Annotated in this window: 23 protein-coding genes; 7 read left to right on the top strand and 16 right to left on the bottom strand. The window is 48.7% G+C overall.

The genetic code is table 11. From position 1 onward, the window contains the following. Positions 1-59 precede the first annotated feature (59 nt). From AC27N8_RS08425 to AC27N8_RS08400, 6 genes are all read right to left on the bottom strand, one after another. Positions 60-398 carry an STAS domain-containing protein gene (locus AC27N8_RS08425; protein ID WP_487065904.1) on the bottom strand — a complete coding sequence of 113 codons (339 nt, stop codon included), beginning with the start codon at positions 396-398 and terminating at the stop codon, positions 60-62. A 23-nt stretch (positions 399-421) separates the two neighbouring features. After that, positions 422-892, bottom strand: coding sequence for an ATP-binding protein (locus tag AC27N8_RS08420; RefSeq protein WP_487065902.1), 471 nt, complete (start codon positions 890-892; stop codon positions 422-424). Continuing rightward, positions 867-2,000, bottom strand: a complete 1,134-nt coding sequence (locus AC27N8_RS08415; protein WP_487065900.1) for a PP2C family protein-serine/threonine phosphatase — start codon at positions 1,998-2,000, stop codon at positions 867-869. Before AC27N8_RS08415 ends, AC27N8_RS08420 begins: the two co-directional genes overlap by 26 nt. Before the next feature lie 16 nt (positions 2,001-2,016). Then, positions 2,017-2,367 (bottom strand): STAS domain-containing protein, encoded by a 351-nt coding sequence (locus tag AC27N8_RS08410; protein WP_487065898.1) that lies wholly within the window; start codon positions 2,365-2,367, stop codon positions 2,017-2,019. Next, on the bottom strand, positions 2,343-4,349 hold the full coding sequence (locus tag AC27N8_RS08405; RefSeq protein ID WP_487065896.1) for a glycosyltransferase: 2,007 nt from the start codon (positions 4,347-4,349) through the stop codon (positions 2,343-2,345). The genes AC27N8_RS08410 and AC27N8_RS08405 overlap by 25 nt, the downstream gene beginning before the upstream one ends. Before the next feature lie 355 nt (positions 4,350-4,704). Continuing rightward, positions 4,705-6,027, bottom strand: coding sequence for an oligosaccharide flippase family protein (locus tag AC27N8_RS08400; RefSeq protein WP_487065894.1), 1,323 nt, complete (start codon positions 6,025-6,027; stop codon positions 4,705-4,707). Between the two features lie 244 nt (positions 6,028-6,271). On the opposite strand from AC27N8_RS08400, the gene AC27N8_RS08395 reads away from it, so the two are divergent. Next, positions 6,272-7,627: a cellulase family glycosylhydrolase gene (locus AC27N8_RS08395; RefSeq protein WP_487065892.1), complete on the top strand. Its 1,356-nt coding sequence runs from the start codon at positions 6,272-6,274 to the stop codon at positions 7,625-7,627. 72 nt (positions 7,628-7,699) lie between these two features. Here AC27N8_RS08395 and AC27N8_RS08390 read toward each other — a convergent pair whose 3' ends face one another. From AC27N8_RS08390 to AC27N8_RS08355, 8 genes are all read right to left on the bottom strand, one after another. After that, positions 7,700-9,784: an amylo-alpha-1,6-glucosidase gene (locus AC27N8_RS08390; protein WP_487065890.1), complete on the bottom strand. Its 2,085-nt coding sequence runs from the start codon at positions 9,782-9,784 to the stop codon at positions 7,700-7,702. 229 nt (positions 9,785-10,013) lie between these two features. Further along, on the bottom strand, positions 10,014-10,334 hold the full coding sequence (locus AC27N8_RS08385; RefSeq protein ID WP_487065888.1) for an urease subunit beta: 321 nt from the start codon (positions 10,332-10,334) through the stop codon (positions 10,014-10,016). A gap of 21 nt (positions 10,335-10,355) precedes the next feature. Continuing rightward, positions 10,356-10,658: an urease subunit gamma gene (locus AC27N8_RS08380; protein WP_487065886.1), complete on the bottom strand. Its 303-nt coding sequence runs from the start codon at positions 10,656-10,658 to the stop codon at positions 10,356-10,358. 49 nt (positions 10,659-10,707) lie between these two features. Continuing rightward, entirely contained in the window at positions 10,708-11,541 is an 834-nt protein-coding gene (locus AC27N8_RS08375) for an urease accessory protein UreD (protein ID WP_487065884.1), read from the bottom strand. Between the two features lie 153 nt (positions 11,542-11,694). Further along, positions 11,695-12,402, bottom strand: a complete 708-nt coding sequence (locus AC27N8_RS08370) for an urease accessory protein UreF (protein WP_487065882.1) — start codon at positions 12,400-12,402, stop codon at positions 11,695-11,697. A 110-nt stretch (positions 12,403-12,512) separates the two neighbouring features. Then, a complete protein-coding gene (locus tag AC27N8_RS08365) occupies positions 12,513-12,791 on the bottom strand; it encodes a hypothetical protein (RefSeq protein ID WP_487065880.1) in 279 nt (92 codons plus the stop codon). Beyond that, positions 12,758-13,933, bottom strand: coding sequence for a zinc-dependent alcohol dehydrogenase (locus AC27N8_RS08360; RefSeq protein ID WP_487065878.1), 1,176 nt, complete (start codon positions 13,931-13,933; stop codon positions 12,758-12,760). The genes AC27N8_RS08365 and AC27N8_RS08360 overlap by 34 nt, the downstream gene beginning before the upstream one ends. A gap of 26 nt (positions 13,934-13,959) precedes the next feature. Continuing rightward, the gene (locus AC27N8_RS08355; protein ID WP_487065876.1) at positions 13,960-14,727 is read right to left on the bottom strand and encodes an SRPBCC family protein; all 768 of its coding nucleotides are present in this window, start codon (positions 14,725-14,727) and stop codon (positions 13,960-13,962) included. 367 nt (positions 14,728-15,094) lie between these two features. On the opposite strand from AC27N8_RS08355, the gene AC27N8_RS08350 reads away from it, so the two are divergent. Next, positions 15,095-16,594, top strand: a complete 1,500-nt coding sequence (locus AC27N8_RS08350; RefSeq protein ID WP_487065874.1) for a sugar porter family MFS transporter — start codon at positions 15,095-15,097, stop codon at positions 16,592-16,594. A gap of 180 nt (positions 16,595-16,774) precedes the next feature. Here the strand turns inward: AC27N8_RS08350 and AC27N8_RS08345 are convergent, their stop codons facing one another. After that, on the bottom strand, positions 16,775-17,038 hold the full coding sequence (locus AC27N8_RS08345) for a 4Fe-4S dicluster domain-containing protein (protein ID WP_487065872.1): 264 nt from the start codon (positions 17,036-17,038) through the stop codon (positions 16,775-16,777). Between the two features lie 675 nt (positions 17,039-17,713). On the opposite strand from AC27N8_RS08345, the gene AC27N8_RS08340 reads away from it, so the two are divergent. The 4 genes from AC27N8_RS08340 (at position 17,714) to AC27N8_RS08325 (ending at position 22,270) form a co-directional block, all read left to right on the top strand. Then, positions 17,714-18,682 carry a hypothetical protein gene (locus tag AC27N8_RS08340; protein WP_487065870.1) on the top strand — a complete coding sequence of 323 codons (969 nt, stop codon included), beginning with the start codon at positions 17,714-17,716 and terminating at the stop codon, positions 18,680-18,682. A gap of 209 nt (positions 18,683-18,891) precedes the next feature. Then, positions 18,892-19,761, top strand: a complete 870-nt coding sequence (locus AC27N8_RS08335; protein WP_487065868.1) for an ABC transporter ATP-binding protein — start codon at positions 18,892-18,894, stop codon at positions 19,759-19,761. Positions 19,762-19,774: 13 nt separating this feature from the next. Next, positions 19,775-21,208 carry an ABC transporter permease gene (locus AC27N8_RS08330; protein ID WP_487065866.1) on the top strand — a complete coding sequence of 478 codons (1,434 nt, stop codon included), beginning with the start codon at positions 19,775-19,777 and terminating at the stop codon, positions 21,206-21,208. A 114-nt stretch (positions 21,209-21,322) separates the two neighbouring features. Next, positions 21,323-22,270: an aldo/keto reductase gene (locus tag AC27N8_RS08325; protein WP_487065864.1), complete on the top strand. Its 948-nt coding sequence runs from the start codon at positions 21,323-21,325 to the stop codon at positions 22,268-22,270. A gap of 171 nt (positions 22,271-22,441) precedes the next feature. Here the strand turns inward: AC27N8_RS08325 and AC27N8_RS08320 are convergent, their stop codons facing one another. Beyond that, the gene (locus tag AC27N8_RS08320; RefSeq protein WP_487065862.1) at positions 22,442-23,158 is read right to left on the bottom strand and encodes a DUF4388 domain-containing protein; all 717 of its coding nucleotides are present in this window, start codon (positions 23,156-23,158) and stop codon (positions 22,442-22,444) included. Between the two features lie 609 nt (positions 23,159-23,767). Between AC27N8_RS08320 and AC27N8_RS08315 the strand changes: the two genes are divergently transcribed. Continuing rightward, the gene (locus AC27N8_RS08315; RefSeq protein ID WP_487065860.1) at positions 23,768-24,718 is read left to right on the top strand and encodes an MBL fold metallo-hydrolase; all 951 of its coding nucleotides are present in this window, start codon (positions 23,768-23,770) and stop codon (positions 24,716-24,718) included. Positions 24,719-24,821: the final 103 nt, after the last annotated feature.

Genomic DNA, 24,821 nt, shown 5'->3' with positions numbered 1-24,821 from the left:
TATCGGCGGTCACTGCGTCAGAGTCTATCGTTAATTGCATGTATACTGGGGGCTCCTGGCTACAACTGGCTGATGGCATCTTCGACCGTATTGGCCAATGGAAAAATTTGATCGAAATGCGTCAGCCGAAAAATACGCCGTGCATCTTCCCCTTGCGGCAAGATCAGCCGCAACGTTCCATCTACGGTACCGACGTACTTGAGCAGCCTGACAAGAATGGCCAGAGCCGCGCTATCCATAAAGGTGACCTGCGAAAGATCAAGCACAAAATGCTTGACCTCTTCTTTGCGAGCCTGTTCGATCTGTTCCTGCATGGGAGGAAGCGTGAAGACGTCCAGCCGTCCCGCAAGCGAGAGTAATCGATATTTTTTTGCATGTTCCTCTGTCGTTATCTGCATTGCTTCATCCTTTCTTTGCGTCGTTATGCGCTTGCGAAATACTTGATTAATGACCAACAATTTTTATTCTCCAGGCGTTGATAACTTACCGTGTCGACCAGTTGTCGCGCCAGGAAGAGCCCATACCCATGAATTTGAGCCTCTTCGAGGGTAGGTTCTGTGGTTTGACTTTCATCAAACGGGATGCCATCATCCATTAAGTTGATTTTCAGATAGCGTTCATCTGGGTCGAGTAATAGCGAGACAGAGATACGCCCGAGCGTCGGATTATTCTTATAGGCATGTAAGGCACAATTGGCGTAGATCTCGTGGACGGCTAGCTGGATGTTGTAAATCGTTGCCTCTGGATTGGGAAGATGCTTCATGTGTGCCAGTAGAGGCGGGATGCAACTACCCAAGACATTTAAGTATTTCAATGAGGCTGGAAAATCCAATTGAATGCTATCATCCAGTTCTGTCTGCAGCGTCTCATTGCGCTCTGTTTGCGTGCTCATGATTATTTCCTTTCATAATGAAGAGTGTTTGATCATCCATCTGACTGGTACCGGCCGCAAAGCGGCTGATGATCTCCTGAAGCTGAGTCCCTATCTGATAGGTGGGAAGATGAGCCAGGTCCTCTACGGCTTTGATTAAGCGTTCATAGCCAAACATCTCGCCGTCAAGATTCATACATTCATTTAAGCCATCGGTTCCAGCGAGCAGGACATCGTTGGTATGAAAGGATATCGTGTGCCTGGCGCATGGACTTACCAGGACCACTCCTACTGCGGTGCTATCGGCGTAGAGCAAGGTCGCCGGTCCTCCTGCCGGACAATAGATGACAGGTGAATGGCCGGCATTGGCATAGGATAGCTCATCTGTTGTTCCGTCATAGCAACCCACGAATACGGTTGCAAACATGCCTACTTCCGTAAAGTCGTCGTAAAGATCCTCATTCACGCGCCGCAGGATTGTTTTTGGATCCATGACAGGGATAAAACGTGCGGCTGCGTGGAGCACAATCCTTGTCATCGCCATAAACAGAGCCGCAGATAGCCCTTTACCACTGATGTCGCCAACTGCAAAGACAAAGGGGCGATCCTTTGAAACGGTAAAATCGTAGAAATCTCCGCCTACCTGGGTTGCGGGACTACTACTGGCAAAGATATCCAGTCCGACCACCGTGGGAAATGACTGCGGTAAAAGTTGGAGTTGGATATTGGCAGCCATATCGATCTCCATTTTGAGCTGGGCCTGAGCGATTAATTCTGTGGCGGAGCGTTCAAACTTTGTTTGTATGGTTATAAGCTGTGAAAGAAGGACCGCATCAGTCTGTAAGCGGCCTTTGCGGGCTGGCCCCAGTACGCCATTGCCCAGGACACCAATCTTGCCAACGACCTGTCCTTCCTGGACGATAGATGCGAAAACAACGGCCTTATAATCTCCACAATCGCTCAGCGTGGCTCGGGCTGATTCTGGCCAGCATACGAGTAGCTGGTCGCTCCAGATGCCAAACGCGTGTACACCCAGTGCCAACCACGATTCAGCAAGCTCGTCAAGCGTGGCGCGTTGCATTGTAAGTGTATGGCGGAGAAGGTTATCAGACTCTTTATAGATCATCATACCGACACGTATCCTTTTATGCTACGGGTTGTTGTGCACGCTCAATCGCTTCTTCTTGCGTGTCGCAGATCGTAAAGACACTATCCAGGCGTGTCAACTCGAAGATAATATGAACCGTTTGCTGCATCTGGCAGAGTATGAGCTCGCTGTGCAGTTGTCGGCAGCGTTTCATCCCTATGACCAGAGCCGCCAGCGCTGTTGAGTCGATAAAGTTGACTTCGGAAAGATTCACTATGATATTGCGTTGCTGTTCATCGCTCTGCGTCTTTTGCAATAATTTCTCAACTGCTGGCGCTGCGTAAGCATCGAAGCGGCCATTGAGTTTGAGCACTGTAATCTCGTTTATTTGTTCATTGGTGATGTCCATTGCAGACTCCTTTTTTCTTGTTGCCCACTGCCATCGGTTAGAAGTTGGAAGTGGAATAGGTACCAGTCGACGATGTCGTCGATGGGCAGACCGCTGGCGGCTGCATAATTTTGCTGTCCAATAGCTTCGCGCTCGTTATGGTTATCCAGTAAAGAGGCGATTGCCAGGGCCAGGCCCAGCATGTCCTCAGGCTCAAAAAACTTGCCCGTATAGCCCTCGGCCTGAATCACATCGGCCAGATCGCCGATGCGTGGCAACACGACTGCTTTACCATACTGTCCTGCTTGATGCAGCACTCCTGAGCTGCCAGTTGTACTTACGTAGGGGAAGACTACAACGGTAGCCTGCTGAAAGAGTTTCGTCACCTCCTGTTCTGGCACATATCCTGTAAATTGCAGGTTAGCGACGTGCGCGTAACATTTCTGTAAGGATGCCAGATAGCCAGGCGTATTAGGATGATCGCTGCCAGCAATGATCAGCTTTAATGAGTTCTCTCTTTGCGATTGCAAGGTTTGAAAGGCCTCAATCAGCATTTCTAACCTCTTATAGGTGCCAAATTTACCAAATGTCAGGATAATCGGCTTCTCGACAATCTCTTTAAAGTCAGGTGGTGGCAACTCTTCGAATGCGCCATGGGGAATCAGTATCACGTTATGTGCTCCATAATATTTCTCCAGATGGTCGACATAACTTGGTAGGGTGACCGCAACCGATGTACTGGTAAGCAAGAGGCGTGTACAAAGCACTCCAAAGAAACGTACCAGCGGCTGTGATGCCTTGCTGACTCCAGCTTGATCCAGATTAATGGTATCTATGAGATTGTGCAGGAGTACCATCGTGGGAAAGCCTAAACGTGATGCCAGTACAGGAGTCATTAAGCCCAGAAACGCAGCCGCTTTGCGGGAGCCAAAGGTGGCAAAATGCACGTTAAAGAGGACCACATCTGGTCGTTCTCTGATCAGCATGGCGAGAATGCGTGCGACATTTTTCTTGGAATTGAAGCGCCAGCACGGTAGGATACGCGTTAAAGGGAACTGCCCGCCGCCAGGGTTGGGATTCGGATATGTTTGATTGGCAGGGAGTTCATCGGTGAGCAGGAGGATCTCATCGACTGTCGTCTTCTGTTGTAAGAAGCGCACAAAATGATACGCATACTCGTTGAGACTACCCGTCCCGGGTGGATAGGTTGAGACCATGGAGATGCGCATCTTTGCCATACGCGTATAGATCCCACGCAATGTATTGAATTTGATCACGAACAGGTCGCGCAAAAATGTATGTGAGACACGGAATGGATCGACCTTTGAAAATGGAGCATCGATCCACTGGACTGGTATCTCTGCAAGGCGATAGCGCCATTTGTTGGCCAGATAGAGGATTTCGAGATCAAAAGAGAAGCCCTTAATCGTTTGTGCCGTAAAGAGTCTGATGGCGGCATCTCGTTTATACAATTTGAAGCCGCATTGAGTATCTTTGATCTTGAGATGAAAAAAGGTGCGTACCAGCAGGCGCAATGAGTTGCTCAAGATTTTCCGTACCATACTCTTCTCGGCCTCCTGGGCTCCCGCGGCGGCCCGAGAGCCAATCGCAATGTCATAATCCTCATCTATGACTTTGTGCAGGAATGCTCCAATTTCTTCGACCGGGGTAGAGTTATCGGCATCGGCAAACAATATATATTTGCCGCGTGCGTGGAGCATGCCTCTTTTTACCGCACTTCCCTTGCCCTCGTTCTTTGGTGCTTGTAGGATGTGTAAGTTCTTAAAATCCAGAGCGCGTAGCAGACCCAATGTATCATCGGTAGAGCCATCGTCCGAGACAATCAACTCCCAATCTATTCTCCTATCGGCCATACAGGAGGCAAAAGCACCGATCGTCGGCAGGATACGCATCTCTTCGTTGTAGGTGGGAATAACAATGGAGAGACAGGGTGCCTTTTCATTAAGTGTTCTTTTCCAGCGTTCATAGGTGTGATACGACATGTATCTCCCATTCCCTTCTTCATGCACTCTTTTTTACATCTCTATGGATACTCACATCTTCGTCGCGGTGTAACCGGCCTTGACTTTATTCTTTCGACACTGATTGATATATGGATCAATTTATAGTGTTGAAAAATCCAAGCCAGTAAATGGAATCCAGTGACGTGGAAAGCCACATATGGATAAATAAATAATCATATCCGTGACCTTTGCATCCAGGTGTATGTATATATACACACAGTGCATATGGGATGTCAAACTCTATAAAAAGACCTATCTCAATCTATTTATATTAAGGTAGAGCATGATCATATCGATCTTTTGTTCTGGCAGTGCTGCCTGGGAGTGATGTACGTTATATCTCTACCTGCGCATGTTTGGTAATCGCATAGCGCTGCTTGACTATGAGATCCCAGGTGAGCATGATGACTGCCAGCACGGCCATAAGAACAACCTGAACCATCACTACTTGTGCCAGACTTTGATGATAGAGTAGTAAGCCGATGACCTGAGCTATGGCCCCGCCAAGTACGATATAGTTGCCTGTTCCCGCTCCGAGAGAGAGATAATAGCTGGCGAATGCTGACGCCAGAGCATAGAAGGCTGTGGCCAGGGCATAGAGCCAGAGCAAAGAGGCAATGGATAGGTACGCTGCACCAAACAGTATGAGCACGATCTGGTTGGGGATGGTATAGCAGAGTAGAACTAATATGACTGAGATGAATGTAATCATGATGCTCATAAGCCAGAGCCATGGTCGGTGTGGTTCTCCACGTTGATAATGTCTGGCAACGATGGGGAAGAGCACCACCACCAGTGACCAGGTTGCGAAATAAACCATTCGTCCAATCAAGGCTAGAGCCACATAATGACCGGCGTCTTCGGATGAGAAGAAGCGTTTCACCACCAGGATATCGCTGTTGGCAATAATGATCTGTCCTAGTAAGCCCAGCATCACAGGAGCAAAATAGATCAAGAGCCTACGCTGCTCAAGGCGAGCGAATTTGGGATGGATGGATGGCAATGCATGCCTCGTGCTACGCGTTGGCAGCCAGCCAGCTACGAAGGAGAGAACAATGACGGCGACCAGTCCGTCAATGGATAAGCCTAGCAGTAAAGCGACCAGTGCGCCTCCCAGACGGGTCCACATCTCTAACTGGAGACTGAGCGCCAGCCGTCCGAAGCGGGCGCGTCCCTGGAGTATGCCACGCTCAATAGCCAGCACAAAAAAGATTGGCAGGCCAACAGCCAGAATGGGAAAGGACCAGAATGAGTGCATATGGAATAGTTGCTGCAAGGGACGCGCACATACTATTAAAAGAATGGCTGTGATACTCCCTATGACCAGGGCGACACGTAGTGCCCAGGTTCGCAATGACGCTAACTGTGTCAGATCCTCGTGCGCACTGGAGACTGCGGCAAACCAGGCAATGGTAGTGCTGAGTGCCGTGGTCACAAACGTTAGCATCAACAATAAGGTAACAACCAGACTGAGGTCGGCGAAGAGGACAGGTCCGAGCCAACGTCCAACCAGCAGATTGAAGAGGTAGTTTCCTAGATTCACAAAGGTACTGCTGAAAAAAAAGAGTCCACTTTGCACGAGCAATGGGCGCTCATGCAGGGCCGCAATGGGATGGCGACAAAACGTCTTGATGGAAAAAATGGGTGCTACACTCATCTACAATCTCCTCCTACTCCTGCATCAAATTGGCTCCATCCGTTTTTACTGTAAATCAACAAATAATATAAAGGCAGCAATGAATTTTATGAAGATAAATCTGGTTGAAATATATATAACATATATTTGTTTTCTTTGTCAAAAACGATTATAAGAACAGCAATGCTATACTTTATTAAGAGGGTAAAATAAGGACCACGATATCTCGCTAACAAGTCCTGTTGAACGGAAGGAGTATGCAAGCATGAAGAGAAGAGTTCAGAGAGGCCTGTTATGGCTCTGTATTGCCATCATCTTGCTTGAAAGTGGTTGGGGCCTGAGTACAGCCTCAGGGAACGCGTTTGTGCCTCTCTTGAGTAGGGCCGAAGTTGTTTTTACACACCATCGTCTTCTCACTCGTGTGCATAGTCTGCGCTATGGAGTTAGCGGGAGGCGGTTAGAAGATGTATCTGTGGGCAAAAGTGCTTTGAGATCTCCTGTGGTGACGCCAGGTGTGACACGTGAGCACTTTGTGACAGCCCATGGAGGCAGTATGCTGCTTGATGGTCAAAAGTATCAATTCACCGGCGTCAACTATTATCCCAGGGCCACACCCTGGAATAAGTTCTGGCTGAACTACGATGAACATCTGAGTGATAGCGATTTTGCGTTATTGAATAAACTCCATATCACAGCAATTCGCATTTTTCTTCCTTTCTACGAATTTGGTGGAGCTCAAGTAAGTAATCCCCCGAGCGTTGCGGCGGACCCATCTATTCAGATTGTCAGCAACCCATTGGCAAAAATCGGCGACCTCCTGCGTTCAGCCAGAGAGCATCAACTTCATGTAATCATGACACTCTTCGATCTGCACTCCGACTATCGCCAGTCTCACTGGTCACAGACCGATCAATATCTACAGACGATCCTCACGCATTTTCGCGCTGACTCCACTATTCTGGCCTGGGATGTGAAGAATGAACCGGATCTTGATTATAAAGCATCCACGATGGGACTCGTTGATAGCTGGTTGATACACATCATTCACCTGACGCATTTATACGATCCTGATCATCTCGTAACTATTGGCTGGTCGACACCAGAGGCCGCGCAGACGCATATTACGGGACTTGATTTTGTCTCGTTTCATTATTATCGACCGGTAGTGGATCTGCCGCAAGTTTACACTGCACTCAGGAAAGCCATCCCGGACCTGCCTATTCTGCTGACGGAATTTGGCCTCTCAACCTGGAACGGCAATGAGAATGCCAGGGGACATACCGAGCAAGAGCAAGCGCAGTACTTCATGCAACTGCTCAAGTACTGGCGTACAACCGGAAGCCCTGGCAGCTTTTTCTGGACACTTTATGATTTTAGCTCTATCCCGGCCGCTATCTTTGTCAATGATCCCACGCAGATTGAGATACAGAAGCACTTTGGTATTGTGCGTGCCGATGATACGTTCAAACCTGCTGCGACATTATTTACTCCTGTCGCTCAATTGCCTGAGTCCGCAGCTTCACCAACCTTTAACTGGCTCGAACCGCTGGGCATCCTGCTTGGCGTAACCCTGCTCGTATGCATTATCCTCTTCTTGCTGTGGAAATCACGCTCAAAGTAGCGTTGTACGATCTGGCTCACCATTGTTACGCGCCGAGATCCAGTTGCCTCGTATGAGCGGTGCCACTTGAGTTTAGGAGATAGGTTCATGTAGACCATCTTGAGAGATTGGCATCTCCAGTGTGCCACGGCTAAAAGCGTCGGCCAGACCCCAGCGTCCCGGTATATTATAAATATCCAGGCGACCAAAGTGGAGCGGTACCGCCGGATCAACAAATAGGCGCTCTCCAATCGGTTCCAGGCCCAGCAAGATGCGTATGAGCAATAAAGGTGCGCCCGTGGCCCAGGCCTGAGGGCTACAGGCGGTCGGATATTCGACAGGATATTTTGTCAGTTGACGCTGATAGCCTGCGAATGCTTCTGGTAAGCGCCCTTTGAAGAATGATGCAGCCTCAAGCATACTGACGGCCAGACGTGCAGCCTCCTCACGATAGCCATATTTCCAGAGTCCCCAGGCGATCAGGGAGGTGTCATGAGGCCAGACGGTACCTATATGATAGCCAAGTGGATTATATCCCCCTTCGGTTGTGGCCATCGTGCGTATTCCCCACCCAGAGAATAAAGTATCGCTCATCAAATGTTGCATACACTCCCCGGCCTTATCTGCATCCACGATCCCACTCCATAACAGATGCCCTATATTAGAGGTGAGGGCGTCCACTTTGTGACCATCACCGTCAAGCGCGAGCGCAAAGAAATGACGCTCTGGTAGCCAGAAATCTTGATTGAAACGTTGCTTGAGTGTCGCAGCCTCATCTTCTAGCTGCGAAGCCAGCGCTGGATCGTGCCAGAACTGGCGTGCCAGACGAGCGCAACGAACTTTGGCATCGTAAACATATCCTTGAATCTCACATACTGTACGCGGTAAACTCGATTGAGTGCCATCCGCAAAGAGGATCGAGTTCCATGAATCCTTCCAGCATTGGTTTTCCAGGCCAGTCTCCTTATTGCCTCGTTCATACTCAACATAACCATCGCCATTGCGGTCGCCGTATAATCTGATCCAATCCAGAGCGGCCCGCGCCTCCGCCTCGAGCTTGCACACAAGTTCGCTATTGCCACTCCACCGTTCATACTCATCGAGAAGGATTAGGAATAGCGGCGTCGCATCGGCCGAGCCAAAATAAGGAGAATGAGGACGCTCTTTGAAGGTCGTTAACTCGCCGTAGCGCAACTCATGCATGATCTTACCAGGCTCTTCATCGCAGAAGGCATTCTGCTTTGAGCCCTGCCAGAGCGCCAGCGCGAGCAGTGTCGTCTCGGCCAGTTCAGGCACAAATGGTAATGCCTGCAAACTGGTAATAATGCTGTCGCGTCCAAAGATACTCATAAACCAGGGGAGGCCGGCGGCAGGTAAGCTTTTTCCTGGAAATAGTAGAGGATAAAAGCGCAGTGCTGCTAAATCTATCAGACTTCGTTGATAGATCTGCTCCAACCATTTCCATTCGCAGGAGACCTGGGGCGCATTATTTTTCCATTGCTGCAGGCCGTTGATCATCTCCGGATGGAGGAGATTGCAGGTTGTCTTGATTGGTCCATCTATCACTTGTTGCAAGAGGACTGCTGGCGAAATCTTCACATCGATGCGTGTTTTCCACTCGCCATGTGGTGATATCTCAACTGAAAAGGTGATGCCTTTTTTATCAAATATAGGACGATTGGTAGCCGTAATCGAGGTCTCGCGTGTATACTGTTCACGCTGATAGCCCAGGATCAGCTCATTGCACTCAACATTGATACGCTGATACACCTGACCTTTCTTCTTGAGTGCATCTTTGACTTCAAAAAGATCGGCAAAGTCCGCCTCCGCCTCAAGTCGTATGGTTAGCTGGACCGCAATATTTTTGTGATTAAGGAGCGTGAGTTCCTCGTGAAAGCCGTCGCAGACGACGCGTTTTCTTATCACAGAGAGATCCGCATCGGTATAGGCGATTTCAGGTCCGGGAACCAGAAAAAATTGCACTGCAAAGTAGTCGAGATCATCGATGGATAGCACGCTGAGGCGAGCACCATCCACTGTCAAGAGCCAGTGTGAGAGGAAGCGTGTGTCATATGAGAACAGTCCCGTTGGCTCATGGGGAGAAGCTTCAATATCGCCGCACGAACTGCTCACAACGAATGTGTTGCCATCTAGAATATGCACCTGATTGGTACCCATTGTATAGCTTCTCCTCATTGGATCGATACCTTCACAAAAATAGCAGAGCCATGGAAAAGTATGCTGGATACATTCTATACATGGTCTTCTCCTAAACGGATCAACCAAAAGATGGAGCTTTCCTTACTTTCATGGATGATAAGAATAAGGTATTAGATCATTTGTGACAGCGGTGCAATGGGTACCGTGTAAAGTTTGGGGTTATGACACTTTTGCTGCTACTGATAGGTTAGCTATTTTTTAGTGTGCCATTCACCTTGCCGTTGTGTCCATAGATAATGCCAGCGCCGCCAAAGGGGACCAGATCCACTTCTTTCTCATCGCCGGGCTCGAAGCGTACGGAGGTGCCGGCGGCGACGTTGAGACGTAGTCCATAGGCTTGTTCGCGCTCAAATTCGAGTCCTTGATTGACTTCATAGAAGTGGAAGTGGCTGCCGACCTGTATTGGACGGTCGCCGAGGTTCTTGACGAGTAGCCGTGTTATTGGTCGTCCGGCATTGAGTTCAATGCTGCCAGCGGCGTCATTAAGCAGATATTCGCCTGGTTTCATGAATGTGTGCTCCTGTTTTTACTATTGGATGGGATCATGAATGGTGACGAGCTTGGTGCCATCCGGGAACGTGGCTTCGACCTGGACTTCGTGGATCATTTCGGCGATGCCGTCCATGACGTCATCATGACTCAGTATGGTGGTGCCGAAGATCATGGTCTCGGAGACGCTTTTTCCGTCGCGTGCTGCTTCCATGATCTCCGCCGTGATGATGGCGATGGCTTCCGGATAGTTGAGCTTGAGTCCTCGGGCTTGTCGCTTACGTGCGAGCTCGGCGGCGACAAAGATCAACAGTTTTTCTTGTTCGCGTTGTGTGAGTAGCAATGATCTCTCCTTTTCTAGCCTATCTCTTTGAGACGTGGCTCTCCATTGTTTAGTAGACTTTGCGGGGCGGGATAGCTTCCCGTCCATAGAGTGCTTGTGTGGCTCTGCGCCAGAATGTGAGCAGACCTGCTGGTAGCGCGGTACCACGCTTGCTCAGGGCGCGGATGACTAATCCATGAGCTGTCAGTGCGCTGACACCCCAGCGGATTTCGTCTGACACGGTTAATTGTTGGGCAATCGCGTTGAAATCTTTTTCTAGTTGAAGCCAGAATGCGGGTTCCAGGCCAACTTTGCAAATAAAGAAGCTACAGAAATAATTATAAGGACCTAGTCTGATCTGGGAAGATAGCCGTTGTTTTTGTGGTTCCAGCTTAACCTGCTCAATCGCAATAGGTCTTCCTGCGGCGGAGATCTCGCATCCTATCTGGAGCAGATCATAGTCAAAGAGTTCGCCACGAGCGGTCCGGCCGGGGGCCACCGTCTCCCACCACATCAGTCCCGCGCCTTGTGCGAGCTCGATGCTGGTGTGCTGGCGATAGCGAGCTCCGGCGAAAGGAATCAAGGGATCGGGGACATATTCGAGTAGTCCATTTTCGGCCACCTGGATCTGCGTGATTTGCTGCGCGTGTGCTGCTGCGGGCCGACTGCGATAGATACGTGTCGCGCTCGTTGACGTTATCTGAGCATAGGCATCTCTCCTGACATCGATATTGATTGCGAGTTGATCGCCTCCCAGGACGCCCCCCGAGATGTTGTGGAGATGAACCAGGGCTCCACCTGCTGGCAGCGGAAAGGCTCGGATGATCTTTAAGGGTGGACGCTGTTCGATAATCTGCACCTGAGTTTTTTCGCGCTCACGTTGATAGGTAAAATTCAGGTGCAATGCTCCCGTGACAGAGGATGTGTGTCTATGTGTCGTTTGAATTATGAATCAACTCGACTTTCTCAATGATTTTCTCAAAAATTCATGCATTGGTCTTGTAATGAAATTGTATCATTGGACAAATAACATTGTGCTTTTATCTACCTGTGAGGATTAGCTAATAAATAGTCGTGTTGGGAGCATGGGATGCCTCATACTGCCAATATCCAGCAGAGGCGTAAAGAGTGTCAACTCTGCCAGATCTTGAGCGGAATGGATGCTTGTCTCGGCGATCGTAGCAAGAGTAGTTTTCAGCCTCCAGACGATACTGCTGGCTTGCTGTTGTCCCAGGGGCAGTAAGCGCTGGCAGGTGGAGATCAGTCCGCTGAGCGCTTGCTGGAGGTAAGCAAGGAGCGTGGTCGTTTCATCAATCCCCAGGGTCGCTCCTACCAGACCGAAGGCGATACTATAATGGATATCGGTACGCTGCATTTTTGCGGCCTGGAGTGCTTGCTGGATACGTGGTGATTCTTCCAGGGCTCCCACGAGTTGTAAGAAGCGACGCCCTAACGTAGCGCTTGCCGTGCGGCTCTCGCGAGCCATTTTAAAGGCGCTCAAGTGTGTATTAAGGCTGAGCCATTGAGTTGTAAACTGCTCCGAGTCATCTAGCGCGGCCAGACGATAACCCAGACGGCAAAAAACGCCCTCTAATTCTCCATTGGTTGTCACATAGTCTTGAAGGAAAGCTTCAAGTTGCTCAACCGGGAGATTGTCCTCTACCGTGATGCTCTCCAGCCCAAACGAATGGGCGGTCGAGCCTATAGGTAGAGCGCTATCGGCCAACTGAAGTAATCGTAGAAAGGGCACTGTCTCAATATACATAGAATCTCATCACATCCTTGAAGAAAGTTGGTGCAGACCTTGATGTTTTAAACGAGAGACTCGTCTGTAATGTAGTGTAGCGCAGTGCTGAAAAAAATACAATTCTTGACCTATCCCCACGCACCAATGCTCGCTACCGTAGCGTCCAATATTGTGAAGATAGGAATAAAGCCCCTTTCGCCCATGGCGTCAACGCTCACCGACGTAGCGGCGCGGCTCTGCCGTGCTGTCTGTGACTCGTATGATTCGGTCCGGGGGCCGTCTCTCAATGGAACCCCATGAGGAGCGTTGTCGTGCGAGCTCCTGACAGCACGGCAGAGCCGCACCACTACGTCGGTGAGCGTTGAGGTGATGCTTAGCCGTTTGGTTTGAGTATCACTTTGATACAATGATCTTCTTTATTTTTGAAGAGCTTATAGGCATGTGGTACTTCATCCAGGCCAACACTGTGCGTGATGACAAATGATGGATCAATCTCGCCCTCTTCAATGCGCTTGAGGAGTGGTTGTAGATATTTATGGACATGTGTTTGTCCCATTTTAAAGGTCAATCCTTTAGCGAAAGCGGCTCCGAAGGGAACCTTATCCAGATAGCCTCCATACACGCCGGGGATCGAGACGGTGCCTCCTTTGCGACAGGCCTGGATGGCTTGTCGGAGCACGTGTGGTCGGTCTGTGGCAAAATGTGTCTGATGTTTGACATGTTCATAGGCTCCGATTGCTCCGGTGTTGTGAGACTCTAAGCCGACGGCATCGATACAGGCATCGGGACCACGTCCGCCGGTTGCCTGCTTGAGCAGCTCGACGACATCCTGCCCTTCGTAATTGATCACTTCGGCCTTGCTCTGGTCTGCTGCCATGCCCAGGCGGTCGGGAAATCTATCGATGGCGATCACGCGCTCGGCCCCGAGCAGATAGGCGCTCTGGATGGCGAATTGTCCGACCGGACCACATCCCCACACCGCTACTGTATCGCCGCGTTGGATGCCACAATTTTCCGCTGCCATATATCCTGTAGGAAAGATATCGGAGAGGAAAAGTACCTGTTCATCTGTCAGGCCATCGGGAACTTTGATGGGACCAACATCTGCGTAGGGAACGCGCACATACTGAGCTTGCCCGCCAGCGTAGCCTCCATACAGATGCGAATAGCCAAACAGGCCAGCTGCGGATTGTCCATACATGGCTTCAGCCATCCAGGCGTTGGGATTTGAGTTATCGCAGAGCGACCACATCTGATGTTCGCAGAAGTAGCAATGTCCGCAGGAGATGGTAAAGGGGACAACCACGCGATCGCCTGTTTTCAGATTATCCACGGCCTGCCCAACCTCGACCACTTCTCCCATGAACTCATGTCCCAGGATGTCTCCTTTTTCCATGCTTGGAATGTAGCCGTCATAGAGATGAAGATCGGAACCACAAATGGCACTGGTGGTGATTTTGATAATCGCGTCACGAGGATTTAAGATGGCTGGATCTGGAACTGTTTCGACACGTACATCATGTGCACCATACCAACATACTGCCTTCATAATCAAACTCCTTCTTCACTCATTATTTACTTTCTACCGTTCCCTGTTGGCTGGCCCTGCGTCGTAGGAATCTCGCCTGCTTCCATGATCTCTTTAAAACGTCGTAGTATTTCCAGCGTCTCGTATTCAGCCATAGTGGCCTCGAAAGGACCAGCAAGCTTATGAATATGATCGGGTTGGAAGAAATCGAGTTCAAGTGTCACAATTGTGCCACGGCCCTCGGCGGCAGGCTGGAAGCGTACCTGACCGGCGTTGGCGGTTGATGTCTCTCCGTGTACATGCCAGGCGATGAGCTCGGAGGGCTTATCGACGAGAATTTCTGAGTTCCATTCCAGGTTGGTATGGTCGGCGACCCAATGAGATGTTCTCTCACCAGTAAGGGTAACCGTCTCGATATCTGGTGTATACAACGGAGCAAGCTCGACGTTGCGCCAGAAGCTGTAGAGCTCAGAGGCATCGCGTTGAATGGTCTGGGCACGATGGACGCGCACTCCTTTGCGTCCGGGGATATGACTGACATTGGCCGAGATATTTGGTCCCGTATCGTTGATCTTCAGTGTTTTATAAAGAGCACTTTTTCCGCTGAGGCCACGATACGTTAGCGCCGCACCAATGATGGCAACACCAGCTCCAAGCCAATCTCGACGTAGGATGCCATATGCGAGTAGCGAACTTCCTCCAAGGGTAGAAATCCAGCGTTCCACAGGACGTATATTCGTCGCTGGTACTGGCTGCTGCTCTGTCCTGTCGGTTGTATTTATTCTGTTATTGGTGTGTGATTGAGTTGAAGCCATAACACATCCTCTTCTAGTACAAGATCATATCGATATACACATGAATTATTACCTTGATCTATCACTAGTACGCGGTGATTAGTTTTCTGGTTTCGTTAGCTTCCATTTATGCTTTATGTTTTTGACGCTTCTTACCTCATCAAATAGCTGCTTGCCCAGGTGTATTTAACATTATAAGTATGTTTTTGCGCCTTATCTTGATGAAAATTATCTAATCACCTGCACATTTTTTTGTAGATGCAAAATGACTTTTTTGCTCAATATATATAATGAGTGTAGGAAAATCATCTAAGGATTTTTGAAGATCATCGGCGAATATGGTGAGAACATGCTTATTTTAATGGGAGAGATGTGGAGGAGGAATACTATGTGTGAATCTAATTATCGTAGTGCGGGTGATAGTTTTCGGCCTGATCCATTATCATCTCAATATGAACAGTTTGCAGGGAAACCTCGGAAATATTGGCGTCAACGTCTCTTACTCTACCTTGTTGTGATGGTGGCGGCACTGGGTGGCTTGCTGTTTGGATACGATACGGCGGTCATCTCGGGGGCGATGCTCTTTTTGCGCGATCAATTTTCTTTGACCCCCTGGATGCAGGAAGTGACGGTAAGTACGGCGCTTCTGGGAGCTGCAATTGGGGCGCTGGGTGGCGGTAAGTTGAGCGATGCCCTGGGACGACGTAAGACGCTGCTGATAACGGCCAGTACATTTACTGTTTGTTCTTTGTGCACATCTTTATGCTCAAACTGGGGGATGTTTCTCCTTTTTCGTCTTCTGGTTGGCTTGAGTATTGGAGCCACGGCCAGCGTTGTGCCAGTCTACATTTCTGAGCTTGCTCCCTCGAATCTGCGCGGCGTATTGGTTAATTGCAATCAATTAGCTATGACAATTGGTATTGCGGCTGCATATTGGGTGGATCTCGCTTTTACCAATGCTCGTATGGGTTGGGCTCCTATGTACGCTGTCTCGGCCCTGACCGGCTGTGCTTTGTTTCTGGGCATGCTCTTTACGCTTGAATCTCCCCGCTGGCTGGCCAGTAAGGGACGCTGGCCGGAGGTGATTCTTGTCCTGAATCGCTTATGTAGTAATGAGGAGGCCGAACAAGAATGGAAGACTATTCGCGCTTCCTTTGTTGGTGGTCAGCAGCGAACCTCATGGAAGGTCTTGTTGCGTCCTGGACTGCGGATGGCTTTGCTGGTCGGTGTTGGCTTAGCGATCTTTCAGCAGGTGGTTGGAATCAATACCGTTATCTATTACGCGCCAACCATTTTTCAGTATGCTGGTTTTGCCTCCGCATCCAGTGCGATTCTCGCCACCAGTATCGTAGGAGTGGTGAATGTGATTACAACCATTTTTGCCGGTATGCTGGTTGACCGTGTGGGACGTCGTCCACTCTTGATTGGTGGTGTCTCTGCCATGGTGCTCTCATTGATTGCATTGGGAACCATTTTTGCACTTGGTCCTCAGCAAGCGGGATATCTCATTTTAATTGTGCTATTGATTTATGTTATTGCTTTTGCCTTGAGTCTGGGACCGGTCTTCTGGCTTATGTGTGCCGAGATTTTTCCGACGCATTTACGCTCTACAGGAGCCAGCATTGCCACCTTTGCGAATTGGAGTGCCAATCTGCTGGTCAGCATCACATTTTTGTCCTTGATCAGCCTGCTTGGCAAAACGTTTACTTTCTGGTTATATGCTTTAATGGGTGTTTTTGCGATTATCTTTTGTCTGGCTTTTGTGCCAGAGACGCGGAAGAAGAGCCTGGAGCAGATTGAGGCGTACTGGAAGAATGGCCGTAAATGGGAGACCCAGGAAATTTCAACGCCAGCATCCTCCTTGACCACCCTTCAAACGAAGCCTTAAAATCTTGTGGCAGATAAAACATAATCTGTGGGTGAGCGCATAAAAGTAAAAAAGATGATATCTCTTGCATCCCGGTAGATAAATCTGTTATCCAGGAGAGGCCTTGCAGGAGATATCACTTTATTATTTACCCTATTTTTTGCCAATCCTCAACTTTTGATCGAGTAGCAAGCAAGAGTGTTAGGCACCTTGGAAGAAATCTGCGTTGATTTTGATATACTGCTTCCACTCAGCAGGCACCGCAGATTCTTCGAAAATAGCTGTGACAGGGCAAGCTGGTTCGCATGCACCGCAGTCAATGCATTCGTCTGGATTAATGTACAGTTGCTCCTGGTCATCATATCCATCTTCGCCGGGTCCTGGATGGATGCAGTCAACGGGACAGACATCCACGCAAGAAGCGTCTTTGGTGCCAATACAAGGCTGGGTGATTACATAGGCCATAATGAAAAATCCTTTCAAGATTATCTATCAGGGAAGAATGAACCCTTCTTCCTATTATTGTACAATTCGCGCCCGGTGTAAATGTTATTTGGGAGATTTTTTCCTCGTCGGCTATTTTTGTTTCCCTTTACCTGATATTATACAATGAACCCCAGAGAAAAATCCTCTTTTCTCTATGAATAGTTTTTCTTCTCATGCATTGAGCGATGTTTATTACTCTCATACTAAAAAGATGAGGGGAGAGAATTATCAAAGTTCATATGTGCAGAGTAATTTAAGCTGTTCTTCGGTACTTCTTGTGGAAGAGATCAGTTTACCGTTGAGATTAAAATTGGATATGTCTTTTTTATTTGAAATGTAAAGGTAGCTGTTAGCAAGAAATAGCTTGATAAATAGATATTTTGTCCTAAAGGGGCTACTAATATCTTGCCTAAATTGCCGTGTTAGTGTTAGTGTTAGGATATCACGACATTCTATTCAAGGCAATCGATGCGCATGTAAAAATGGATGGTAAACATGTTTTGTATGTATTGTAAGGCGGCACGTGAAGAAAACGAATATCCATGTCATAATTGTGGTGCGCCTTCTCCTTTAGCAAAAAACCAAAAATCGAATCATAGAAATACGCCGTCTACTGCTTGGACACAATCCTCTTCTCCCTCTGCGGACTATGCTGTGCCACAGCTTTCTTTTGAGGATGCCTTTTCTTCCTCGACCTCGTCTGAGGCCAACCAGCTCGATTTTCCGACCCCTGATGAGATCCCTTCAGCTTTCTGGCCACAGTCTGATGCCTCACAGCGCTCTCAAGTATCGTCTGATGGCTTTAGTAACCGCTCGGGGCAGACACCTATTCCTGAGGGGCCTACAACGATCCCACAGCTTGATTTTGGCGACCCCATGCCTACTGACCTTCCTCCCCAGGAATCTTTCCCTGCTGCCGGACGATCATCCATGTTGCCTGCACTTTATCAGCCGCAGCCTACGGGACAGCAGCCCACGCTCTCGCTGCAACTGGTACCTGAACATGCTATCCAGCATTTGCTGCCAGAGATCCCTGATCAGGAGGATGGCGTACATATCCCGGCAACCTATACCACTCCCCGTCCACTTATCTCTCGCAAGCGTGCCATCAATGGCTTTATCAGCGTTATGCTCATGATCGGCCTTCTCTGTGTCGGCAGCGCGTATCTGGTCAAGAATAGCAGTATGCTGCAAGCTATCGGCATTGGTCGTTCTATCACGAACATTGCGCCCACTCCACAGCCCAAACTGCCTGAGCCACCCAAAAGCCAGGTCTCTGGTCCTGCGATTGCCAATATCCCTTCGTCTGCGACCTCATCGCGCTATGATCCAAAGACACTAGAGCCTACGCTCTCTGTACAGGATTTCACTGTCAACCAAACGGTCTATGTGACCTATACCGTGCAACTTACCAAGCAAGATGGACAGGTCTCCGCAAAGTGGTATACCAATAATCAGATTTATTATACGCAGACAAGCGCTATGATCAGGGTGAAGGACTTGAAAGCCAACGAGAATCGAAGCGGCTTGTTTGAGATGCGTTTTATCAACCCTGCTGAATGTAAAGTAGAGCTGTGGTGGAACAACCGGCTAGCCACAACTATGTACTTTGTAGTTCGTTGACCACTATGCATAGACACATATCTATCCAAGGCGGGCGCTTTTTCTCTCTTTGACTTTTTGTGCATGCTGACGTCTTATGTTAGTGTTAAGATTTTATTTCACAGAGAGAAACGTAAAGCGCTTGATGCTTTCGGGAGTTATATGTGGGACTCAAAGTAGAACATATTAATAAATCCTTTGGATCTTTTCACGTTATCAAAGATTTATCGATGGATGTGAAAGAAGGCTCCGTTTTTGGTTTGCTTGGTTCCAATGGTGCCGGTAAAACGACAACGATGCGGATGATTTTAGATATCTTTCGCCCTGATAGTGGCAGTATTACCTGGAATGATAAAGCTGTGAGCGAGATCCCGCGTAGTAGCCTGGGTTACCTTCCCGAGGAACGCGGATTATACCTGAAAATGACGGTTGAAGACCAGTTGCTCTTTCTGGCTCAACTGAATGGTTTATCCAAAAGTGCGGCCAAAAAAGAGCTGGATGAATGGTTGGATCGCTTCCAGATCAATGCCAATCGCAAAAAGAAGATCGATGATCTTTCTAAAGGCAATCAGCAAAAGGTACAATTTCTTGCTACTATTCTTCACAACCCCAGTATTCTGATCATGGACGAGCCATTCAGCGGACTCGATCCCGTCAATGCCATCGTGCTGAAAGAAGCCTTTTTAGAGATGCATCGGCGCGGAAAAACCATCATCTTTTCCACCCATCAGCTAGATCAGGTAGAAGAGCTGTGCGAGGATATCGTGATCATCAATAAAGGCGAGGTGGTTGTAAAGGGAAGTGTCCCGGAGGTCAGGCGCCAGCATGGACGTAATGTAGTGCGCTTGCAGCTTGATAACGATCCTGACGCGCTCTGGCTGGATACGTTAGATGGCGTACAGGTGATCAAGCGGCGTCAGGATTATATCGAGCTACACATTCGCTCTGATGTGAATCCCAATCTGATTGTTGAGGCTGCGTTGCAGCATGCCGGTCGTATTAACCGCTTCGAGCTGGTTGAGCCATCCCTGACAGACATTTTTATTGCGCGTGTAGGCAAAATTGCACTACCTGATGCTCCCGCTGCTGTGGCGAATTGAGGAAGAGGCAACTATGTCCAATAAAACCGAACAACCGTTAAAAAGTCCTACAACCGTTGAGCTACCCGCCCCGATTATACGCTCCGAGCAAGATCAGCGTGGCCATACCCTGCACAATATTGGCCTCATTCTCAAGCGGGAGTACAAAAACCGTGTCACGCAGCGCAGTTTTAAGATCACCACGATTATCTTGATGATCTTTATTGCTCTCGGTACCTGTGTGCCAACCATTATTGGATTTCTTGCTGCCCGCGCACAGACTCAATCGACAGTGGCTATTGTTAATAGTGCAGGGAATGTCGCAGGATTACAGGGAGACTCCTTACAGCAATATATCAAGAGTAGTCTGAATAGTAGCAACACTGCGAATCAGACTACCAGCCAGCCACCTGCTGCCGCGCACTTTGTTATCGTCTCACATCCTGCGGCGGACATAGCTGCTCTGAAGAAGAATGTTCAAGATAACAAATTAAATGTTCTGCTGGTGATTGATCGTGACAATAGTCAGCAAGATGCTCATTTCACCTACTATACCGCTTCAAATAGTATCAACGATAGCGATCTCACGCAGGTAGAAGCTATGGCGAGCCAGCTGAATATGCTGGACAAGTCTTCGCGTCTGGGCCTGAACGCTGCTCAGACTCATCACCTGCTGGCGGCACCAGACTTCAATGTGGTCCATACGCAACAGGGATCGCAGTCTCCTTCGCTTATCAGTGTGACCATTGGCTACTTTATTGGAATAGTTGGCGTCGTTTTGATTTTTATGGCTGTCTATCTCTATGGCATGTGGGTGGCAGTGGGAGTCGCTGAGGAGAAGGGAAGCCGTATCATTGAGATTCTGTTGAATGCGGCGACCCCATTCCAATTGCTCTGGGGTAAAATTATCGGAATTGGTGCGGCTGGCTTGACACAGATGGCTTGCCTGGTCGTGGTAGGGATCATAAGCCTGTTTTTGCAAGGGCCTTTAAACCTCGTGCTCACTGGTCATAATGGATCGAGTCTCCTGAATTCTGATTTTTTGAGCGTCTTTCGTAGCTTGCTTCTGTTTTTACTCGTGTACTTCCTGCTCGGATTTTTACTCTATGCGACGTTGTTTGCCGCTCTCGGAGCGCTTGTACGCCGCCAGGATGAAGTACAAAATACGATTGGACCCTTAACAAGCCTTTTCATGGTTGGCTATCTGGTCAGCTTTGTGGGAGGTTCAGCCTTTCCGGATGCTACCTGGTTCAAAGTCATGTCTTTTGTCCCTTTCTGGACTCCCACAATCATGCTGATGCGCGTGGCAACCAACACAGTCTCCGCCTGGGAAATCGGCCTGAGTATCCTGATTTTGCTGGTTTTTATTGTGATCTGTGCCTGGATCTCGTCTCGCATTTATCGCTTTGGACTATTAATGTACGGGCAGACGCCAGGCTTTAGACAATTAATTCAGTTGTTTCGCTAAGCATCATCAAAGATAGCGCATCCAATAGCGTATAATAATAAGAAACTGCCGGCTATAACAATAGTGGGCGGTTTCTTTTAGATACTGCATGTGTACGAAAAAGGAGTGGCAACTATGCTAGATCCCCAGGCTTCCTCGTCCTATCCAGCGCGTCCGCTTGGAAAAACAGGCTTGCAGGTATCTGCTTTATGTGTTGGCTGTGCACCCCTGGGAAATATGCCAGCCACCTTTGCTTATTCGGTCAGTGAAGAGCGCGCTTTAGAGACGATTCGAGCCATTTTTAAGAGTCCAATCACCTTTGTGGATACGGCGGCTTCTTATGGCGATGGCGAGAGTGAGCGCCGCATTGGTCTTGTGTTGAAAGAGTTGGGTGGTGTGCCAGAGGGCTATGTGCTGGTCACGAAGGCGGATCGCGATTTACAGACGGGTGACTTTTCGGGAGAGCAGATGCTGCGTAGCGTCGAACGGAGTCTGCGGCTGTTGGGACTTACGCGCTTGCCTCTGGTATATTTACACGATCCAGAGCATATCTCTTTTGAGCAGGCGATGGCTCCTGGTGGATCCGTCGAGGGACTACTGCGCTGCAAAGAGGAGGGATTGGTCGAACACATCGGTGTTGCCGGTGGTCCGATCGATCTGATGACGCGTTTTGTCGAGACCAATCTCTTTGAGGTGGCTATCTCACATAATCGCTATACCCTGTTAAATACCGAGGCCGATCCATTCTGGGATCTATGTCATCAACGCGGTGTGGCTGCTGTCAATGCGGCTCCGTACAACAGTGGTATTCTTGTCAAGGGAGCGGCTGCGTATCCACGTTATGAGTATGGGCCGGCGAATCAGGAGATTATTGCAAAGGTAGTACAACTTGAGGAGGCCAGTCAGCGTTACCACATCCCGTTGGCCGCATTAGCGCTACAATTCTCTTTGCGTGATCCACGTCTCGCCTCGACTGTGATTGGAATGTCGCGTCCCGAGCGTTTGGATGAGACGCTACGATTGTCGCAGCTAGCTATCCCAGATGCACTCTGGCACGAGGTTGAGATGCTTCGCTCGCATTAGCATCTGTAGGAGATATTGCTGGAGCAGAATGCATCTATCAAGAATACGTGTGATTGTATCCCGATATTTCATCATTCACTCCAGCATATATAAGGCCACGGAGCGTGGCACGACAATCTACAAGGTTTCAACATGGAAATTCTCTAGGAGCGTCTGGCATTGTTCCAGACATTACGCATGATATACAATGCCAGCTCTCTCCAAATCAGTTAATAGTTCTATGACCTTTTCGGGGTTTTTGTTCATCAATGAGATAATCTCATTCGTTGTGCGCTGCCCATCAATCAGCATAAATAAACGTCGATGTTCGCGTGTCAGCCCAACCTGATCGATAAAGGCCAGCACGCTATTATCAGTTCGGATACGATAAGGCGTTTGTACAACAAAGTGATTTGGGACAGATAATGGGTTGGTTGATCGGTTCCTGTTAGTCGCGGACGGGTTGGTGTGTGGGGTCTGGCTTCTACTATCCGTACGCGATGGCGTGTTTGGACGCGATGACAGATTTGAACGCGATGACAGATTTGGACGCGATGATGTATCTGGACGCGATGACAGATTTGGACGCGATGAAAATGATCCAGAGCGCGTTGTCGTTTGCGGTCCACTGATTTGTGGGTAGGAAGGGATCTGACTGGTTTGAGATGCATCTACAATAAATGAGAAACGGCACGTTGTCCAGGTCGTCAACCATCCCAATGCGACTGGACCCGTTTGCTGTCCACATTTTGCATCTATTATTTGTCCATTGACAAAGACTATCATCCCTTCTTCAAAGGTATTATTTTCGCCACGCTCTACTGTTAGTGTACCAGTGCGATGCCCAATCTGGATAACTTGTATGACATCGGCCAGATTATTTGTTGTCGTTTCTCTCGGTTGAGACATAGATACACCACTCTACTCGCCAATGAGTTTGTTTGTCCAGGGCGCTTCTTGGATGGATGACACCTTGCAAAGGTGTCCATTGTAACTGTTCAACGTACTGTCTAACGATGTGTTACCATCGTTATTTGTAAAGTACCCTGACCAATTACTTGTTGCTTTATCCATAGTTGCAAAGCACCCTGAATAGAAAAAGTGAAAATAGTAGTAAGATTATTATATCTACCTTTTTCTTTTCTTACAATACGTTTGTGAATAGCATCTTTTGTTGCAGGAAATAAAATGCCCTTTTCGCATAGTAGTATACTTCATTTACATTGATATTTCGACGCTAATTAGCCCCAAGTTTCCCAACATGGTTAAGTAAATTCGGTATGGCCCTTTCTACCCTGTGATGTTTCTGATGGCGATTTTATCGCTTGATGACAAAAATAAGAGCAAAAATCTTTGCTCTTTCTTATATTTCACTGGATTTCTCTTGATTTCCATGATAATCTGACGCTGGTACTCTCTGTGATTCTGATAAAAAAAGTCGAGTAGCACTTTGTTGAATTTCCAGAGATACGCAATGATGATTGGTTTTTGACAGAATTGAAAAGAGGTATATTTTTCATGGGGAATACGTTGACGCCCTTCAATTCACCATATTTTCAACTGGAAGAGGTTGCCGACGGCATCTATGCAGCTATTGCACGCGTTGGTACGGGAGCCTGGGGGAATGCTGGTATTGTAGACCTTGGCGAGCATACGCTGGTCTTTGATACATTTACTACTCCACTGGCTGCTGCTAGCTTACGAGAGGCTGCAGAACAGCTCACGGGACGCGCTGTAGACTATGTGGTGAACAGTCATCATCACAGTGACCACGTCTGGGGCAATCAGGTCTTTGAGGGAGCAACTATCTTTGCTACCGATATAACCTTCGATATGATGCGCACAACAGGCCTGGCCCGCCTGGATAGGATGCGCAACGATCCTGTGCCATTGAATGAACTGCTGGTTGCGCAGGCGCAGGAACAAGATCCGGCTTCGCAACAAGACGCGCAACTCTATCTCGACGAGATTCAAGCCGTCTCTGCCGCGCTGCCCACGATCCAGCTGCGCCTGCCCGATGTTACCTTCGAGCGCCGTCTCGCCTTCGCTGGATCGAAACATGCCGCTGTACTATTGACCTTTGGGGGAGGTCATAGTCCCAGCGATGTCTTGCTTTATTTTCCAGATCTCTCGCTGGCTTTTATGAGTGATCTTGTGCAGGTTGGTTTCCATCCTGCCTTGAATGATGGGAATCCTGATACCTGGATGCAGATTCTTGCCACAGTGGAGCAGTTACAACTTACCACGATTATCCCTGGACATGGTAAAGTTGGTACGGGCCAGGATATTCTTGTTATGCTGCAATATCTTCATGATCTTCAGCAAATAGTGGCATACGTCCTCAATGCTGCCCTGCCTGTAGAAACTTTGCTGACAATTGATGTGCCGGCTCCCTATGCCTCATGGCAAGCGGCCACTATCTTCAAAGAAAATCTCCAATTTCTGTATGACTGGCAACGCCAGGAGTAGCGTCGCACGCTGGCGTGCGATGTCCCACTCGACGTACGATCAGGCAGGCAAGCGTGACTCGCGGAGATGGCGCTGTCTCGTACGATGAACTGGACATCGTGCC

The sequence above is a fragment of the Dictyobacter sp. Z7_2 genome (genome assembly GCF_057551105.1).
This window is presented reverse-complemented; position numbering and strand designations above follow the sequence as displayed.